Origin of the sequence: Stutzerimonas stutzeri, assembly GCF_002890915.1 — a bacterium.
GTDB classification, from domain to species: Bacteria; Pseudomonadota; Gammaproteobacteria; order Pseudomonadales; family Pseudomonadaceae; genus Stutzerimonas; species Stutzerimonas stutzeri_AF.
The window spans coordinates 135,495-151,820 of record NZ_POUT01000002.1; the positions used below are offsets into that span (position 1 = coordinate 135,495).

A 16,326-nucleotide genomic window follows, 5' to 3' on the forward strand; every position below is an offset into this window, starting at 1 on the left:
ACGTGAAAAATCCGGTTGGTTGTCAGTGGCTGGCCGCCGTCGCGCCCATCTCGTTGACCTGCTGGAAGCGCGAGAAGCGTTCCAGGGCGAAGGGGCGGATGAGCTCCGGGACCTTGCCGCCGCTGGCGACCAGTTCGGCCATGGTCTTGCCGCAGATCGGCGTGGCCTTGAAGCCCCAGGTGCCCCAGCCGGCGTCCAGGTAGTAGTTCTCCAGCGGCGACAGGCCCATGATCGGGCTGTAGTCCGGGGTCATGTCGGTGATGCCGGCCCACTGGCGCATCAATCGCGCGTTGGCGAGGAACGGGAACATCTCGATGGCATGGGCCAGCAGGCCCTCCTTGAGCTCCAGGGTCGAGCGGGTGTTGTACAGCGGGTAGGGGTCCGAACCGCCGCCGATCACCACCTCGCCACGACCGGTCTGCTGCACGTAGCAGTGCAGCGCCGAGGAACTCACCAGCGGATCGAGGAACGGCTTGAACGGTTGGGTGACCATCGCCTGCAGCGGGTAGCTGTGGATCGGCGCGCGGATGCCGAGCTTGTTCATCAGCAGCGAACTGTAGCCGGCGATCGCCTGCACCACGCAGCCGCAGCGCACGGTGCCGCGGTTGGTCTTCACCGCGACGACACGGCCGTTCTCGACCACGAAATCCTGCGCTTCGGTGAGCTGGTGGATCTCCACCCCACGCTTGGCCGCCTGCTTGGCATAGCCCCAGGCCACCGCATCATGCCGAGCCGTCGCGCCGTCGATGTGCCAGAGCCCGGCGAGCACCGGCAGGTGCCCGGGATCGAGATTGAGCGTCGGCACCAGTTCGCGGATCTGCTGGCGGTCGATCATCTCGGTGCGGCCGCCGAAGTGCTTGTTGACCTCGGCGCGCTGGCGGAAGGCACGCACCGTGGCGTCGGTGTGCGCCAGGGTGAGCTGGCCGCGCTCGGAGTACATGATGTTGAAGTCGAACTCGTTGGAGAGCGCCTTGAACAGCTTCACCGACTCGGTATAGAAGCGCACGCCTTCGCTGGTGAGGTAGTTCGAGCGGATCACCGCGGTGTTGCGCGCGGTATTGCCGCCGCCCAGGTAAGCCTTCTCCAGCACCGCGACGTTGGTCACGCCGTGGTACCTGGCCAGGTAGTAGGCGGTGGCCAGGCCGTGGCCGCCGCCGCCGATGATCACTACGTCATAGCTGTCCCTGAGTTCCTTCGGTGCCGGCAGGTCGACTTCCGCCGGGTACTCCGAGGACAGACCGTATTTCAGCAGGCTGAACGGCATGCTGCCTCCTCCGCGGCCGTGGCGGCCGGTGCTTGCGATCGCTGCTGGCGGGCAGCGGTCAGGGTGTTCTGCATCAGCATGGCGATGGTCATCGGGCCGACGCCGCCCGGCACCGGGGTGATCGCCGAGGCCACGGGCAGGGCGCTGGCGTAATCGACGTCGCCGACCAGCCGGGTGCGGTCATCTTCTTCGATGCGGTTGATGCCGACGTCGATCACCACCGCGCCGGGCTTCAGCCAGCTGGCGTCGATCATCCGTGGCCGGCCGACCGCGGCGACCACGATGTCGGCCTGGCGGCACAGGCGCTGCGGGTCCTGGCTGCGCGAATGCAGCACGCTCACCGTGCAGTCGGCCTGCAACAGCAGCGCCGCCATCGGCTTGCCGACGATGTTCGAGCGTCCGATCACAACCGCGTGCTTGCCGCGCAGGTCGCCGAGGGTGTCGTGCAGCAGGCGCATGCAGCCAGCCGGTGTGCAGGGGGTGAGCACATCGCGGCCCTGGCTGAGGCCGCCGACGTTCTCGCTGTGGAAACCGTCGACGTCCTTGGCCGGGTCGATGGCCTGCAGCACCCGGGTCTCGTCGATGTGCGCCGGCAGCGGTAGTTGTACGAGGATGCCGTGCACCTGCGGGTCGGCATTCAGCTCGGCGATCAGCGCCAGCACCTGTTCGGCGCTGGCCTCGGCCGGCAGCCGGTGTTCCAGCGAGCGGATGCCCACCTCGCCGGCGCGCAGCACCTTGTTGCGCACGTAGACGTGGCTGGCCGGGTCGTCGCCGACCAGCACCACCGCCAGCGCCGGCAGGATGCCTTCGGCGGCGAGCAGGGCGACGTCGGCCGCCACTTCGGCGAGAACCTTCGCCGAGACGGCCTTGCCGTCGATGAGTTTGTCGCAGGTCGGGCTGTTCACCGGAAGATCACCGTCTTGTCGTGGTTGAGGAAGACGCGGTGCTGCAGGTGGTACTTGACCGCCTTGGAGAGCGCCACGGTTTCGGTGTCGCGACCGATGTTCACCAGATCGTCCGGCTTGTAGGCATGGTCGACGCGCTGCACCTGCTGCTCGATGATCGGGCCTTCGTCGAGGTCGGAGGTGACGTAGTGGGCGGTGGCGCCGATCAGCTTCACGCCACGCTCGAAGGCTTGGTGGTACGGCTTGGCGCCCTTGAAGCCGGGCAGGAACGAGTGGTGGATATTGATCGCGCGGCCCGAGAGTTGCTTGCACAGGTCGTCGGAGAGGATTTGCATGTAGCGCGCCAGCACCACCAGTTCGGTGCCGGTCTCCTCGACGACCTTCATCAGCTCGGCTTCCTGGCGGGCCTTGGTTTCCTTGGTCACCGGCAGGTAGATGAAGCGGATGCCCTCGCGCTCGGCCATCGGCCGCAGGTCCAGGTGGTTGGAAACGATGGCGGTGATCTGCATGTCCATCTCGCCCTTGTGGTAGCGATACAGCAGGTCATTCAGGCAATGGTCGAACTTGCTCACCATCAGCAGCACCCGCATCGGGCGGGCCGTGCTGTGCAGTTCCCAGGTCATGTCGAAGTCGTTGGCGACGGCGACGAAGCCCTGCTCGATGCTGGCGATGTCGCCTTCCAGGCCGGCATTGAAGCGAAACACCGCGCGCATGAAGAACCGACCGCTGAACTCATCGTCGAACTGCGCCATTTCACTGATGTAGCAACCGTTGGCGGAGAGGAAGGACGTCACCGCGGCGACGATGCCCGAGGTGGCCGGGCAGCTGATCTTGATGATGAAGTGGTCCTGTGCGTGTTGCATGTCTAGTCCTCAAGGGGGTGGAGGGCAGAAGGCGCAAAGGCGAAATTTGATGAGTGAATTCTTTTTTCGTAGGCGAATATTTTTAACTGTCATGAATATATTATTCGCTGCGGTGTTTTTATAAGCGAACGGATCGCATCGGTCCATAGTTTTGTGAAAAAAAATATCTCTACAGGAAACTCAGGGGTGGGCGGCCTGGAGGCGCTCGAAGCGGAAGGGCCGTGGGTCGACCGCCGGGACCTGGCCGCTGAGCAAGTCGGCCATCAGCGCGCCGGCGCCCGGCGCGATGCCGAAGCCATGGCCCGAATAACCGGTGGAAAGGAACAGCCCGGGCAGCTCGGCGACCGGGCCGATCACCGGCAGGGCGTCGGGCGTGGCATCCATGGCGCCCGCCCAGGCCTGGCTGACCTGCAGCCCCTCGAAGAACGGAAAGTGCCGGCACAGCGCCCGGCGCGCTTCGGCGAGGATCGCCAGGTCGGGCTGCGGATCGAGCACCCGTAGCGCTTCGAACGGGCTGGGCTGGTCCGGCGACCAGTGCGCGGGCAACCGCCACTCGTCGATGAACTGCCGGCCTAGGCGTACCCGCAACTCCCGGTACTGCCGGCCCAGGGCCGGGAGGAAATCCGCCAGGTAGCGGAAGCTGTCCGGGGTGATCGGCGCGATGTTGGCGCTGCGCTGGGCGATGGTGTAACCGCCGTCGCGGCGTTTGCGGAAGGCGAAGTCATGGGCACCCACGGCCAGTTCCGGCCCACCCGGCATCGGCGCGGTGCGCAACACGGAGGCGATCACCTTGAGCTGCGGCAGGCGGATGCCGAGGTTGCGGCAGAACAGCGACGACCAGGCACCGCCGGCGAGCACCACGCTGGCGCAGCGTAGTTCGCCGTGCTCGGTCACCACGCCGCTCACGCGGCCCGCTTCGCGGAGCAGCCCGCGCACCGCGCAGCGCTCGTGGAAGCGTGCGCCCAGGCGCTGCGCGGCACAGGCGATCGCCGCCGTGGCCATGTGCGGTTCGGCTCGTCCGTCTTCGGGGGCGTGCAGCGCGCCGAGCCAGGCGTGGCGGCCCGCCTGCGGCAGCGCCTGGCGCAGCTGGGCTGGATCGAGCTCGCGGGCCACGACCCCGTGCGCACCGGCCGCGCGCAGCCACTGTGCCTGTTCCGCCTGCTGCCGGGCATTCTCGCAGACATAGAGGATGCCGCTGCGCTGGAAGCCGGTGTCCTCGCCGAGGGTCGTCCGCCAGTCGTCCCAGATCTTCAGGCTGGCCATGGCCAGCGGGATTTCCGCCAGGTCGCGGCCCAAGGTGCGGCACCAGCCCCAGTTGCGCGAGGACTGTTCCGCCGCGAGCCGGCCCTTTTCCAGCACCGCCACGGAAATCCCGCGGGCGGCCAGGAAATAGGCGGTGCAGACGCCGATGATGCCGCCGCCGATGATGGCGACGTCGATATGGGTGGGAAGACGGGTGTCGCTGTTGATCGTATGGATATGCGGGTACATGGCGCGTGCCTCGGTTCGGGAAATGAGCCGAGCGTGCCCTGGCCGCCGCGGTGTGCAATTTGCATCGGCTGCGCTGTCGGCATTTTTATCAACATGTGGGAAACGCGGATGGGCGAATCGGATGGCACGGTTGCTGGCCGGGCGGAATCGAAGCGGCGGGGTTGCGAGGTGACCGGCACCCAGACGCTGGAACGCGGCCTGGGCTTGTTGCGCGAGATCGCCGCGGCGGGCGAAGCCGGCGCCGATCTGCAGCGCCTGTGCACCAGCAGCGGTTGCTCGAAGACGACGACCTACCGCCTGTTGCAGGCGCTGCGCCGGCTGGGGTTCGTCGGCAACGGCAGGCAGCGCGGCCGCTTCGTGCTGGGCTACGAACTGTTCGCGCTCGCGGCACAGGCGGGCAATGCCCATGGCCTGCGGGATCTGGCCCGTCCGGCGCTGTGGCGGCTGGCCAGGCGTTTCGGCGACAGCTTTTTCCTGCTGGTGCCGGACGGCCATCACGTCCTGTGCCTGGAGATGCAGGATGGCGAGCAGCCCGTGCGCTGCTACAGCCACGCCGTGGGCGGGCGTATCCCCATGGGCGTGGGGCAGGGCTCGCAGGTGCTGCTGGCGCAACTGGGCCGGGTCGAGCGCAACGCCATTCTCGAACACAATGCCGCGCTGTTGCGCATCGACTACGGGTTGGACCCGCAGGTCATAGCAGGTACGCTGGACAGCGTGCGCCGCCTGGGTTTCGCCTGTGGCGTGCCGGATCGACGCCTGCCGGGCTATACCGGGCTGGCGGTGCCCATCGTCGATGCCGGCGGGCAGGTGCTCGGCGCCCTCAGCTGCGCCTTGTCACGGCCGCGGATGTCCCAGCAGAGGCGCCTGGCGCTGGCCGCGGCGATGGCCGAAGAGGTCAGTCGGATGCTGGCAAAAGCCCGGGGCTTGTTGCGCCTGGAGGCTCTGCCGTGAACCTGCTCAATCCTTGTCGTAGTTCATGATCGAGAGCAGGCGGATCGGTACTTCGACCAGCTTCTCCGGGCCATGCGGGACTTCGCCGTCGAAGGTCAGGCTGTCGCCGGCGTGCATCGGGTAGAGCAGGTTGCCGTGGCGATAGACCAGTTCGCCTTCGAGCAGATGGATGAACTCGGTGCCCGGATGAGAGAAGGTGGGGAACTCCTCGCTGGCATCGTCCATGGTGATCATGTAGGCCTCGAAGCTCTTCTTCGGCCCGCGGGTATGGTTCAGCAGATGGTAGGTATGGCCCTTCTCGGTGCCGCGGCGCACCACCTCCATGCCTTCGCCCTGCTTGACCAGCAGGGCGCCGCTGCCTTGCTGGTCGTACTGGCTGAACAGCTTGGACATCGGCATGCCGAGCACGTCGCACAGACGGCTGAGCGAATCCAGGCTGGTGGACACCTGGGCATTCTCGATCTTGCTCAGCATGCCCTGGCTGATGCCGGCGATGCGGGCCACGTCGGCGATCTTCAGACCCTGGGCCTGGCGCTGGCGCTTGAGCTGGATGCCGAGGTACTGCTCGAGTTTGAGGCGGGGCGGCGTATCGGTCGATTTGGTCATTGAGGCTGCGCGATTTTAGTTCCTGGAATATAAGTTTCGCACCAAGAATGATCAGCTTCGCCTGTCGAAACAGGATGCCGGGCGGTACGAATTTCGCCCTATGAAAACATTTTTCCTCCTTATATAGAAGAAACGGGCCCCGCGACGTGTTTCGGTGCTCTCCGGGCCGGGTTGGCAAGCGCTTTGCATTTCCCAAAGAGAAAATTAATTTCCCTTGCGGAATATGCGCGGTTCTACCGAGGAGCGAATCCAATGTTGCCCAGCGAAACACAGCGAATCATCGACCAGCACGGCATCAAGTATGTGCTGGCTCAGTTTGTCGATATCCATGGCTCGGCCAAGACCAAATCCGTACCGGTGTGCGGCCTGGAGTCCGTCGCGGAAGTGGGCGCCGGTTTCGCCGGCTTCGCCATCTGCGGTATGGGCATGGAGCCCCACGGGCCGGACTTCATGGCGCGCGGCGACCTTGCCACCCTGACGCCGGTGCCCTGGCAACCGGGCTACGGGCGCGTGCTGTGCATCGGTCATGTCGACGGCAAGCCCTGGCCCTACGACAGCCGCTACGTGCTGCAGCAGCAGATCCGCCGCCTGAGCGAACGCGGCTGGACCCTGAACACCGGGCTGGAACCCGAGTTCAGCCTGTTCCGCCGCGACGGCGAAGGCCGGCTGCAACTGGTCGATGCCAGCGACAACCTGGACAAGCCCTGCTACGACTACAAGGGCCTGTCGCGTTCGCGTGAATTCCTCGAGCGGCTGACCGAAGCCCTGCAGAAGGTCGACTTCGAGGTCTACCAGATCGACCACGAGGACGCCAACGGCCAGTTCGAGATCAACTACACCTACAGCGACGCCATGACTTCGGCGGACCGCTTCACCTTCTTCCGCATGGCCGCCGGCGAGATCGCCAACGAGCTGGGCATGATCTGCTCGTTCATGCCCAAGCCGGACCCCAAGCGCGCCGGCAACGGCATGCACTTTCACCTGTCGATCGGCGACGCGCACAACGGCAACCTGTTCCACGACGCCAGCGATCCCAGCGGCATGGGCCTGTCGAAGCTGGCCTATCACTTCGCCGCCGGCTTGCTGGCGCATGCCCCGGCGCTGTGCGCCTTTGCCGCGCCGACGGTGAATTCCTACAAGCGACTGGTGGTGGGGCGCTCGTTGTCCGGCGCGACCTGGGCGCCGGCGTTCGTCGCCTACGGCGCCAACAACCGCTCGGCGATGGTGCGCATTCCCTACGGCCGCATCGAGTTCCGCCTGCCGGACGCCGGCTGCAATCCCTACCTGGTCACCGCCGCGGTCATCGCCGCGGGGCTCGACGGCATCGACCGCCAGCTCGAGGCGGGCGCGCCGTGCAACGAGAACCTCTACGACCTGGGCCTGGAAAAGATCGCCGCGCGCGGCATCCAGACCCTGCCGCAGTCGCTCAAGGAAGCCTGCGACGCACTGGAGGCCGACCCGCTGTTCCGCGAGACGCTGGGCGCCGAGATCGTCGACGAGTTTCTCAAGCTCAAGCGCATGGAGTGGGTGGAATACAGCCGCCATGTCTCCGACTGGGAAATCCAGCGCTACACCGAATTCTTTTGAGATAGCTGGAAGCCAGAAGCTGGAAGCAAGAGCGGCCGCGTGCCGGCTTTCAGTTTCAAGCTTCCGGCTTCCAGCCCGAACGCAGTGAGGAGTTTTTATGTGTGGAATCGTGGGTCTTTACCTGAAAAATCCCGCGCTGGAATCCCAGCTCGGCAAGCTGTTCGAGCCGATGCTGCTGGCCATGACCGGCCGCGGGCCGGACAGTGCCGGTTTCGCCATCTATGGCGACGAGGTCAAGGACGGCTGGGTCAAACTGACCCTGCAGAGCAGCGAGGCCGACTACGACTGGAAGGCCCTGATGGGCGAACTGGAAGGCTGCCTCGGCTGCTCCGTGGACTGGTTCAGGAATGCCAGCGCCGCCGTGCTGAAAATCGATGCCGACGAGGCCGTGGTGCGCGCCGCGCTGAAGACGCTGGCGCCGGACGTGCGCGTGATGAGTGCGGGGCGCAGCATCGAGATTCTCAAGGGCATGGGCCTGCCGGCGGAGATCGCCGAGCGCTTCTCGCTGGCCGGCATGCAGGGCAGCCACATCATCGGCCATACCCGCATGGCGACCGAAAGCGCGGTGACCATGGAGGGCAGCCACCCGTTCTCCACCGGCGATGACCTGTGCCTGGTGCACAACGGCTCGCTGTCCAACCATTTCCGCCTGCGCCAGGAGCTCGAGCGCCACGGCATCGGCTTCGAGACCGAGAACGACACCGAGGTCGCCGCCGGCTACCTGACCTGGCGCCTGCAGCAGGGCGATAGCCTGCAGCAGGCGCTCGATCACGCCCTGGAAGACCTCGACGGCTTCTTCACCTTCGCCATTGGCACCCGTGACGGCTTCGCGGTGATCCGCGATCCGATCGCCTGCAAGCCGGCGATCCTCGCCGAGACCGACGACTACGTGGCCATGGCCTCGGAGTACCAGGCGCTGGCCAGCCTGCCGGGGATCGACAAGGCCAAGGTTTGGGAGCCGGAGCCGGCCACCCTGTATGTCTGGGAAAAGAAGGCTGTTTGAGGAGCGCACCGAATGAAAACCATCAATCTCAGCGAATCCACCGTGCGTGATCTCAACCAGACGCTGCACGACCAGGCGAGGACCCTCGACGAGCGCGAGTGGGTCGTCACCCATCCGGACGGCAAGCACAACCTGGCAGTGGGCGTGAACGAGGCGCTGTCCATCGATATCCAGGGACACGCCGGCTACTACTGCGCCGGCATGAACCAGAAGGCCAGCGTCACCGTGCACGGCAACGTCGGCGTCGGCGTGGCCGAGAACATGATGTCCGGCTCGGTCCGCGTGAAGGGCAGCGCCTCGCAATCGGCCGGTGCCACCGCCCATGGCGGCCTGCTGGTGATCGAGGGCGACGCCGGCGCGCGCTGCGGCATCTCGATGAAGGGCGTCGACATCGTGGTCGGCGGCAGCATCGGCCACATGAGCTGCTTCATGGCCCAGGCCGGCCGCCTGGTGGTCTGCGGCGACGCCGGCGATGCGCTGGGCGATTCGCTCTACGAGACGCGCATCTACGTCAAGGGCACGGTCAAGTCGCTGGGCTCGGACTGCATCGAGAAGGAGATGCGCGCCGAGCACCTCGAGGAACTGGCCGAACTGCTGAACCGCGCCGGCTTCGACGAGGACCCGGCCAGCTTCAAGCGCTACGGCTCGGCCCGCCAGCTCTACAACTTCAAGGTCGACAACGCCTCGGCGTACTGACCACCCCTGACTCTTGTAGGGGTGGGCCATGCCCGCGAAAAAGCGTTCGCGGGCATGGCCCGCTCCTACAAAAAGCCTTCGAGGAGTTTTCCCATGAGCAACGAACATCCACCGGTACTGCGCGAGTCCGCCACCTTCGACCGTCTGACCATCCAGGAAATCCAGCGCGCCGCCGAGACCGGCATCTACGACATTCGCGGCGGCGGCACCAAGCGCAAGGTACCGCACTTCGACGACCTGCTGCTGCTCGGCGCCAGCATGTCGCGCTACCCGCTGGAAGGCTACCGCGAGAAGTGCGGCACCGACGTGGTGCTCGGCACCCGCTTCGCCAGGAAGCCGATCCACCTGAAGATTCCGGTGACCATCGCCGGCATGAGCTTCGGCGCGCTGTCCGCCCAGGCCAAGGAAGCCCTCGGCCGCGGCGCCAGCATCGCCGGCACCAGCACCACCACCGGCGACGGCGGTATGACCCCGGAGGAGCGCGGCCAGTCGCAGCACCTGGTCTACCAGTACCTGCCGTCGCGCTACGGCATGAACCCGGACGACCTGCGCAAGGCCGACGCCATCGAAATCGTCCTCGGCCAGGGCGCCAAGCCGGGCGGCGGCGGCATGCTGCTGGGCATGAAGGTCACCGAACGCGTGGCCGGCATGCGCACCCTGCCGGTCGGCGTCGACCAGCGTAGTGCCTGCCGCCACCCGGACTGGACCGGCCCCGATGACTTGGCGATCAAGATCGCCGAGATCCGCGAGATCACCGACTGGGAAAAACCGATCTACGTGAAGATCGGCGCCAGCCGGCCGTACTACGACGTCAAGCTGGCGGTGAAGGCCGGCGCCGACGTGATCGTGCTCGACGGCATGCAGGGCGGCACCGCGGCGACCCAGGAAGTGTTCATCGAGCACGTCGGCATCCCGATCCTCTCGGCCATCCCCCAGGCGGTGCAGGCCCTGCAGGAAATGGACATGCATCGCAAGGTGCAGCTGATCGTCTCCGGCGGCATCCGCACCGGCGCCGACGTGGCCAAGGCCATGGCCATGGGCGCCGATGCGGTGGCCATCGGCACCGCCGCGCTGATCGCCCTGGGCGACAACCACCCGCGGCTGGACGAGGAGTTGAAGAAGATCGGCTCGGCCGCCGGTTTCTACGATGACTGGCAGAACGGCCGCGACCCGGCCGGCATCACCACCCAGGACCCGGAACTGGCCAAGCGCCTCGATCCGGTGGAGGGCGGCCGCCGCCTGGCCAACTACCTGCGCGTGCTGGTGCTCGAGGCGCAGACCATGGCCCGCGCCTGCGGCAAGTCGCACCTGCACAACCTCGACCCCGAGGACCTGGTGGCGCTGACCGTGGAATCCGCTGCCATGGCCCGTGTGCCGCTGGCGGGCACCCGCTGGGTGCCGGGGCAGGGCTTCTAGGCCTGTTCCCCGCTTCGTCGCAGGCGTCCTCCGGCGTCTCGCGACGAAGCGGGGGGACGCGAGCGCCGGAACGCGAGTGCGATTTCTATAGCGAATCTTGGGGGAACGACGATGCGATTGAGTGAAGGCGCAGCCCGTGGGCTGCGCGCGGGACTGGCCGCCCTGGCCGTGCTGCCGGGGCTGGCCCTGGCCGATGAAGCCGTGCTCGATAGCGGCGACACGGCCTGGATGATGATATCCACGGCATTGGTGCTGATGATGCTGGTGCCCGGGCTGGCGCTGTTCTATGGCGGCATGGTGCGCAGCAAGAACATCCTTTCGGTGTTTACCCAGTGCCTGGCCGTCGGCGGCGCGATCGGTGTGCTGTGGGTGCTCTACGGCTACAGCCTGGTGATCGACGCCACGGGCATGGAGGCCGGGGTGGTCAACTGGCACAGCATCGTCGGTGGCCTGCAGTACGTCTTCCTGGGCCACCTGGATCGCGACGGCCTGGTCGCCGGCATTCCCGAGAGTGTATTCGCCACGTTCCAGATGACCTTCGCAATGATCACCCCGATGATCATCGCCGGCTCCTTCGCCGAGCGCATGAAGTTCTCCGCCGTGCTGCTGTTCTGCGTACTCTGGTTCACCGTCTGCTATGCCCCGCTGGCTCACATGGCCTGGGGCGGCGACGGCGGCCTGCTATGGGATTGGGGCATCCTCGAATTCGCTGGCGGCACCGTGGTGCACATCAGTGCCGGCGTCGCCGGGCTGGTGGCCTGCCTGGTGCTCGGCCCCCGGCGCGGTTACCCGAACATCGCGATGCCGCCGCACAACACGGTCTTCGCGCTGGTGGGCGCGGCATTGCTGTGGGTCGGCTGGTTCGGCTTCAACGTCGGCTCCGCCGTCGCCGCCGATGGCAAGGCCGGCATGGCCATGCTCACTACCCAGGCGGCGGCCTGCGCAGGCGTGATCGGCTGGTTGCTGGCTGAAATCCTGCGTAGCGGCAAGCCCAGTGCCCTGGGAGCCGCCTCCGGCGCGCTGGCGGGGTTGGTAGCCATCACGCCGGCCTGCGGTTTCGTCGGCCCCGGCGGCGCGCTGGTCATGGGCCTGGTCAGCGGTGTGGCCTGCTTCTATGCGATTGCCACGCTCAAGCGCCGCCTGGGTTACGACGACTCGCTGGACGCCTTCGGCCTGCACGGGATCGGGGGCATCGTCGGCTCGCTGCTGACCGGCGTGTTCGCCTCGACCGCTGTCGGCGGTTTCGAGGAAGTCGCGATCACGGCCCAGCTATGGGTGCAACTCAAGGGCGTAATGTTCACCCTGGCCTATTGCGCCATCCTTACCTGGCTGCTGCTCCGGTTCACCGCGCTGCTGACCGGCGGCCTGCGGGTCAGCGAGGAAACCGAGCAGATCGGCCTGGACCTCTCCGCGCACAACGAGCGCGCCTATAACCCATGAACCATCGCGGGGTGCGCCTGGGCGCACCCCCCGTTCATGCGGCCTCGGCTTTCATAGCCGTTATTCACCCATGAAGGCCTCTCTTCGAAATTCCGCCTCTTGCGCCGATTCGGCGCGTTATTCCCGCCATTTGATCCTGATTTGTGCATTTTCCCAGCCGTTCTTTCGGGCGATACCGCTACGGAAGGCCAAGCCCCGGGAAACACTGGCAGATCGGGAACTGGCATGGTCCATGCTTTCTTTAAAAGAACAAAATGTTCCTTGTGGGAATTTTTACGAGTGAATGATCCGTTCACCCATGCTCGCCGAATTCGTGTTTCAGGGAGGCTTCAGATGACCGCGTCAGGCAGCGATACGATCTTCAGCAAACCCCGCTATCGCACCGTGGCTTCGCCACAACCGGCATGCCGCCGCCTCGTGGTGGCGCAGGATGCGGCCTGCGCCGCGCCCTTGCTGGACCATCCGCTATCCCAGTTGCTCAGCCTGGGCGGCGAGTTGGCGGCGGACCTCCCGCACGAGCGCTTCGCGAACCCCGCGGCCCTCTACCTGCGCCTGCAGTTGCTGCTGGAGCAGGCCGAGGTGGGCACGCGGCTGTACGTGGTCGGCGACGAGGCGTTCCTCTGGCACGTCTATCGCCTGGCTCGGCATGCCGGTCTGCTCGGCGACGAGATCGAGCTGTTCAAGAACGGTGCGCGGCGGCGGCTCTATTGCGTGCACTGTGGCACCTTCCAGGAGATCGGCGAGGAGGGCGAGGCCGGCTGCAGCGGTTGCGGCGTCCACCTGCTGGTGCGCGAGCACTTCTCCCAGCGCCTGGGTGCCTACATGGGCGTCTGCCTCGATCCGAGCCGCCCCTACGGGGAGGGGCGGCCATGAGCGCGCTGCTGGAGGTCAAGGTCACCGCCGTGCGCCAGTTGACGCCGGTGGTACGCGAATTCACCTTCGAGGCGGCCGAAGGGCAACTGCCGGGCTTTTCTTCCGGCAGCCACGTGCAGGTGCTGATGCCCCTCGGCGAGCGCACCCTGCGCAACGCCTACTCACTGCTCGGCGATCCGGCCGACAGTAGTTGCTACCGAATCGCCGTGCGCCTGCAGGACGACTCGCGCGGCGGCTCACGCTACATGCACGAGCGGGTGGCGGTGGGCGACCGCCTGCAACTCTCGCTGCCACACAACCTGTTTCCACTGCATTCGCAGGCCAGCCACCACGTGCTGGTGGCCGGCGGTATCGGCATCACCCCGTTCATGGCCTATATCGCCGAGCTCCAGGCCCGCGGCGCTTCGTTCGAGCTGCACTATGCCTTCCGCGGCCGGCTCACCGACGCCTACGTCGAGGAACTGGCCGAACGTCTCGGCGAGCGCCTGCATGCCTACGACTCCAGCGCCGGCCAGCGCCTGGACCTTGCCGCGCTGCTGGCCGGCCAGCCGCTCGGCACCCACCTCTACGCCTGCGGCCCGCAACGGCTGCTGGACGGGTTGCGCGAGCAGGCCCGCGCGCTGGGCTGGGCGGATAGCCGGGTGCACTGGGAAGCCTTCGCCGCGCCCGAGCCGGGCCTGCCGTTTCGCGTCGAGCTGGCGCGCAGCGGCCGGCACATCGAGGTGCCGGCCGACCTCAGCCTACTGGAGGCGCTGGAAGCCGCCGGTGTCGAGCTGCCGAACCTGTGCCGCGGCGGCGTCTGCGGCCAGTGCGCGACGCGCTACCTGGCCGGTGCGGTGGAGCATCGCGACCACTACCTCGACGAAGGGCAGCGTGCCGATTCGCTGATGCCCTGCGTTTCCCGCGGCAGCTGTGCCAGCCCGCTGCTGCTCGATCTGTAGGCAGCCCCATCCGCCACCCTTTCGACCCCAGGAGAGTGCCCGCTATGCCCGTCGTCATGAACCCCCTGGAAACCTACCGGGACGATTTCACCTTCCGTAACAGCCCCGCGGCCATCGCCCGCTTTCCCTTCCCGTTCCCCGAGGACAGCTACATGTACTCGGTGAACCTCGAGCCGGCCAACGGTGGCGCGCCGGGTTCGGTGTTCGAGCACTGGTTCGACATCGACGAGCACTACGTCTCGGAGATGGCCGAGCGCGCCCGCGTGCTGGAGAAGGACCCCGGCCGCTGCCTGGTCATGCCGCACATGGCCCAGGCTGCCTGGGACAGCCTGGAAATGCTCATGGAGCACCTGGCCGCCGACTACCCGGAGCACTTCGAGCTGCATCGCGACGGCGAGCGCTGGACCTGGATCAACCGGCCGCTGGGCATCGAGCAGCATTTCACCTTCGGCGATGCGGCGAGCCTGCCGTGCGAGCCGCTGGAATACATCACCCGCCAGGCCCAGGGCGATTTCGCCGTGCTCGACCAGCGCGACGGCGACCTGTTCATGGACGCCGGCATGGTCACCTGCCCGGCGGACTGGTCGATCAAGTTCGACGCCGGCATGAGCTTCAAGCAGTGGCACGCGCCGGTGCCGCTGGCGCCGCAGATGGGCGTGTTCGACCGCGCGTTGAAGTACCTGATGAACATCCAGGTCGGCCAGCCGGTGCGCCGGCTGAACTGGACCATGACCATCAACCCGCGCCTGGATACCTCCTCGGAGACCTTCCACGAGTGGGGCCACGAGCGCGCCCAGGTGACCCCGGAGAACGTCGCCCGGCTGGTACACCTGCGCGTCGAGCTGCAGTTCATGCCGCGCCTGCCGCGCAGCAACGCCTTGCTGTTCGGCATCCGCACCTACCTGATCAGCCTCGAGGAACTGGCCACCAACCCGGCCTGGGCCTGCCGCCTGCACCGCGTGCTCAGGGACCTGCCCGAGGCCATCGCCGACTACAAGGGGCTGACCCTCTACCGGCAGACGGTGGTGGACTGGCTCAGCCAGTTCGATCCGCAGGCCAGGGTCGCCTGAATTCCGATCCACCCGAACGACGCCTGCGTGCAGGCCTTGCAAACGAACAGGAGAACAACATGGCTAATTCCTGGCGCATTTCCGCCCTGGCTTCCCGGCATCGTGCCCTGGGCTCCGCACTCGAAGACTGGAACGGCATGGGCACGGCCTGGACCTACGGAACCACCTCGCTGGCCGATGCCCACGAGGCGATCCGCACCCGCGCCGGCCTGATGGACGTGTCCGGGCTGAAGAAGGTGCACTACGTTGGCCCGCATGCCGAGTCGCTGCTCGAATATGCCACCAGCCGCGACATTTCCAAGCTCTACCCGGGCAAGTCGGTCTACGCGACGATGCTCAACGAGGCGGGCAAGTTCGTCGACGATTGCGTCATCTACCGTACCGGGCCCAACGCCTTCATGGTGGTGCACGGTGCCGGCAATGGCTACGAGATGCTGGTGCGCTCGGCCCAGGGTCGCCAGGTGGCGGTGCTGTTCGACGACGACCTGCACGACCTGTCGCTGCAGGGGCCGCTGGCGGTGGATTTCCTCGCCGAGCACGTGCCGGGCATCCGCGAGCTGCCGTACTTCCACCACATCCAGACCAGGCTGTTCGACCGCCCGGTGATGATCTCGCGCACCGGCTACACCGGCGAGCGCGGCTACGAGATCTTCTGCAAGGCCGCCGATGCGCCGGCGATCTGGGACGGCATCTTGGAAAAGGGCAAGGCGCTGGGCATCATCCCCTGCGCGTTCACCGCGCTGGACTGGCTGCGGGTCGAGAGCTACCTGCTGTTCTTCCCCTACGACAACTCGGAGAAGTACCCCTTCGCCGACGAGCCGGCCGGCGACACCCTCTGGGAGCTGGGCCTGGACTTCACCGTGTCGCCGACCAAGGGCGAGTTCCGCGGCGGCATCGAGCATGCGCGGCTCAAGGGCCGGGAGCGCTTCAGGATCTTCGGCGTACTGCTCGAGGGCGAGCAGGCGGCGGCCGAAGGCGATACCCTCTGGGCCGACGGCAAGCAGGTCGGGGTGATCACCTGCGCCATGTACTCGCGGCTGAGCCGCAAATCCATGGCCATCGCCCGCTTCGAGGTGCCCTACGCCGAGCAGGGCACGCCGCTGGAGGTACGTGGCAGCCTCACGGCCAGGGCGATCGCCCACAGCATGCCGTTCGACGACCCGGAAAAGAAGAAGCGCACCGCCAAGGGTTGAGCGCGTTCGCTGCACTGGCGCAGGGCG

Annotated in this window: 15 protein-coding genes; 10 read left to right on the forward strand and 5 right to left on the reverse strand. The window is 66.7% G+C overall.

Features of this window, described 5'->3' with window-relative positions:
* Positions 1–22 precede the first annotated feature (22 nt).
* The 4 genes from CXK94_RS04350 to CXK94_RS04365 form a co-directional block, all read right to left on the reverse strand.
* On the reverse strand, positions 23–1,264 hold the full coding sequence (locus tag CXK94_RS04350; RefSeq protein WP_102893431.1) for an FAD-dependent oxidoreductase: 1,242 nt from the start codon (positions 1,262–1,264) through the stop codon (positions 23–25).
* On the reverse strand, positions 1,246–2,169 hold the full coding sequence (gene folD / locus CXK94_RS04355) for a bifunctional methylenetetrahydrofolate dehydrogenase/methenyltetrahydrofolate cyclohydrolase FolD (protein ID WP_102893432.1): 924 nt from the start codon (positions 2,167–2,169) through the stop codon (positions 1,246–1,248). The genes CXK94_RS04350 and folD overlap by 19 nt, the downstream gene beginning before the upstream one ends.
* The gene (gene purU, locus CXK94_RS04360) at positions 2,166–3,032 is read right to left on the reverse strand and encodes a formyltetrahydrofolate deformylase (RefSeq protein WP_102893433.1); all 867 of its coding nucleotides are present in this window, start codon (positions 3,030–3,032) and stop codon (positions 2,166–2,168) included. Before purU ends, folD begins: the two co-directional genes overlap by 4 nt.
* A gap of 180 nt (positions 3,033–3,212) precedes the next feature.
* The gene (locus CXK94_RS04365) at positions 3,213–4,523 is read right to left on the reverse strand and encodes an NAD(P)/FAD-dependent oxidoreductase (protein ID WP_102893434.1); all 1,311 of its coding nucleotides are present in this window, start codon (positions 4,521–4,523) and stop codon (positions 3,213–3,215) included.
* 108 nt (positions 4,524–4,631) lie between these two features.
* On the opposite strand from CXK94_RS04365, the gene CXK94_RS04370 reads away from it, so the two are divergent.
* Positions 4,632–5,474, forward strand: coding sequence for an IclR family transcriptional regulator (locus tag CXK94_RS04370; protein WP_180984380.1), 843 nt, complete (start codon positions 4,632–4,634; stop codon positions 5,472–5,474).
* Positions 5,475–5,480: 6 nt separating this feature from the next.
* Here CXK94_RS04370 and CXK94_RS04375 read toward each other — a convergent pair whose 3' ends face one another.
* A complete protein-coding gene (locus CXK94_RS04375; RefSeq protein ID WP_037037745.1) occupies positions 5,481–6,080 on the reverse strand; it encodes a helix-turn-helix domain-containing protein in 600 nt (199 codons plus the stop codon).
* Between the two features lie 252 nt (positions 6,081–6,332).
* Between CXK94_RS04375 and glnT the strand changes: the two genes are divergently transcribed.
* The 9 genes from glnT to CXK94_RS04420 all read left to right on the forward strand — a co-directional run bounded on the left by glnT (position 6,333) and on the right by CXK94_RS04420 (position 16,299).
* Positions 6,333–7,667: a type III glutamate--ammonia ligase gene (gene glnT, locus CXK94_RS04380; protein WP_102893436.1), complete on the forward strand. Its 1,335-nt coding sequence runs from the start codon at positions 6,333–6,335 to the stop codon at positions 7,665–7,667.
* Between the two features lie 97 nt (positions 7,668–7,764).
* Positions 7,765–8,670, forward strand: a complete 906-nt coding sequence (locus CXK94_RS04385) for a class II glutamine amidotransferase (protein ID WP_102893437.1) — start codon at positions 7,765–7,767, stop codon at positions 8,668–8,670.
* Positions 8,671–8,682: 12 nt separating this feature from the next.
* Positions 8,683–9,366, forward strand: a complete 684-nt coding sequence (locus tag CXK94_RS04390; protein WP_102893438.1) for a protein glxC — start codon at positions 8,683–8,685, stop codon at positions 9,364–9,366.
* Between the two features lie 93 nt (positions 9,367–9,459).
* Positions 9,460–10,782 carry an FMN-binding glutamate synthase family protein gene (locus CXK94_RS04395; protein ID WP_102893439.1) on the forward strand — a complete coding sequence of 441 codons (1,323 nt, stop codon included), beginning with the start codon at positions 9,460–9,462 and terminating at the stop codon, positions 10,780–10,782.
* A gap of 111 nt (positions 10,783–10,893) precedes the next feature.
* On the forward strand, positions 10,894–12,222 hold the full coding sequence (locus CXK94_RS04400) for an ammonium transporter (RefSeq protein WP_042857353.1): 1,329 nt from the start codon (positions 10,894–10,896) through the stop codon (positions 12,220–12,222).
* Positions 12,223–12,555: 333 nt separating this feature from the next.
* A complete protein-coding gene (locus CXK94_RS04405) occupies positions 12,556–13,095 on the forward strand; it encodes a dimethylamine monooxygenase subunit DmmA family protein (protein ID WP_042857352.1) in 540 nt (179 codons plus the stop codon).
* Positions 13,092–14,036 carry a PDR/VanB family oxidoreductase gene (locus CXK94_RS04410; RefSeq protein ID WP_042857351.1) on the forward strand — a complete coding sequence of 315 codons (945 nt, stop codon included), beginning with the start codon at positions 13,092–13,094 and terminating at the stop codon, positions 14,034–14,036. Before CXK94_RS04405 ends, CXK94_RS04410 begins: the two co-directional genes overlap by 4 nt.
* Positions 14,037–14,080: 44 nt before the next feature.
* Positions 14,081–15,106, forward strand: a complete 1,026-nt coding sequence (locus tag CXK94_RS04415; RefSeq protein WP_102893440.1) for a heme-dependent oxidative N-demethylase family protein — start codon at positions 14,081–14,083, stop codon at positions 15,104–15,106.
* Positions 15,107–15,165: 59 nt separating this feature from the next.
* Positions 15,166–16,299, forward strand: a complete 1,134-nt coding sequence (locus CXK94_RS04420; protein ID WP_042857350.1) for an aminomethyltransferase family protein — start codon at positions 15,166–15,168, stop codon at positions 16,297–16,299.
* The last annotated feature ends 27 nt before the right edge of the window (positions 16,300–16,326 follow it).

What these genes read in the sequence shown, in the direction of transcription:
- CXK94_RS04350 (WP_102893431.1), bottom strand. Translation starts at nt 1,264, where the DNA reads ATGCCGTTCAGCCTGCTGAAATACGGTCTGTCCTCGGAGTACCCGGCG.
- purU (WP_102893433.1), bottom strand. Translation starts at nt 3,032, where the DNA reads ATGCAACACGCACAGGACCACTTCATCATCAAGATCAGCTGCCCGGCC.
- CXK94_RS04365 (WP_102893434.1), bottom strand. Translation starts at nt 4,523, where the DNA reads ATGTACCCGCATATCCATACGATCAACAGCGACACCCGTCTTCCCACC.
- CXK94_RS04370 (WP_180984380.1), top strand. Translation starts at nt 4,632, where the DNA reads ATGGGCGAATCGGATGGCACGGTTGCTGGCCGGGCGGAATCGAAGCGG.
- CXK94_RS04375 (WP_037037745.1), bottom strand. Translation starts at nt 6,080, where the DNA reads ATGACCAAATCGACCGATACGCCGCCCCGCCTCAAACTCGAGCAGTAC.
- glnT (WP_102893436.1), top strand. Translation starts at nt 6,333, where the DNA reads ATGTTGCCCAGCGAAACACAGCGAATCATCGACCAGCACGGCATCAAG.
- CXK94_RS04385 (WP_102893437.1), top strand. Translation starts at nt 7,765, where the DNA reads ATGTGTGGAATCGTGGGTCTTTACCTGAAAAATCCCGCGCTGGAATCC.
- CXK94_RS04390 (WP_102893438.1), top strand. Translation starts at nt 8,683, where the DNA reads ATGAAAACCATCAATCTCAGCGAATCCACCGTGCGTGATCTCAACCAG.
- CXK94_RS04395 (WP_102893439.1), top strand. Translation starts at nt 9,460, where the DNA reads ATGAGCAACGAACATCCACCGGTACTGCGCGAGTCCGCCACCTTCGAC.
- CXK94_RS04400 (WP_042857353.1), top strand. Translation starts at nt 10,894, where the DNA reads ATGCGATTGAGTGAAGGCGCAGCCCGTGGGCTGCGCGCGGGACTGGCC.
- CXK94_RS04405 (WP_042857352.1), top strand. Translation starts at nt 12,556, where the DNA reads ATGACCGCGTCAGGCAGCGATACGATCTTCAGCAAACCCCGCTATCGC.
- CXK94_RS04410 (WP_042857351.1), top strand. Translation starts at nt 13,092, where the DNA reads ATGAGCGCGCTGCTGGAGGTCAAGGTCACCGCCGTGCGCCAGTTGACG.
- CXK94_RS04415 (WP_102893440.1), top strand. Translation starts at nt 14,081, where the DNA reads ATGCCCGTCGTCATGAACCCCCTGGAAACCTACCGGGACGATTTCACC.
- CXK94_RS04420 (WP_042857350.1), top strand. Translation starts at nt 15,166, where the DNA reads ATGGCTAATTCCTGGCGCATTTCCGCCCTGGCTTCCCGGCATCGTGCC.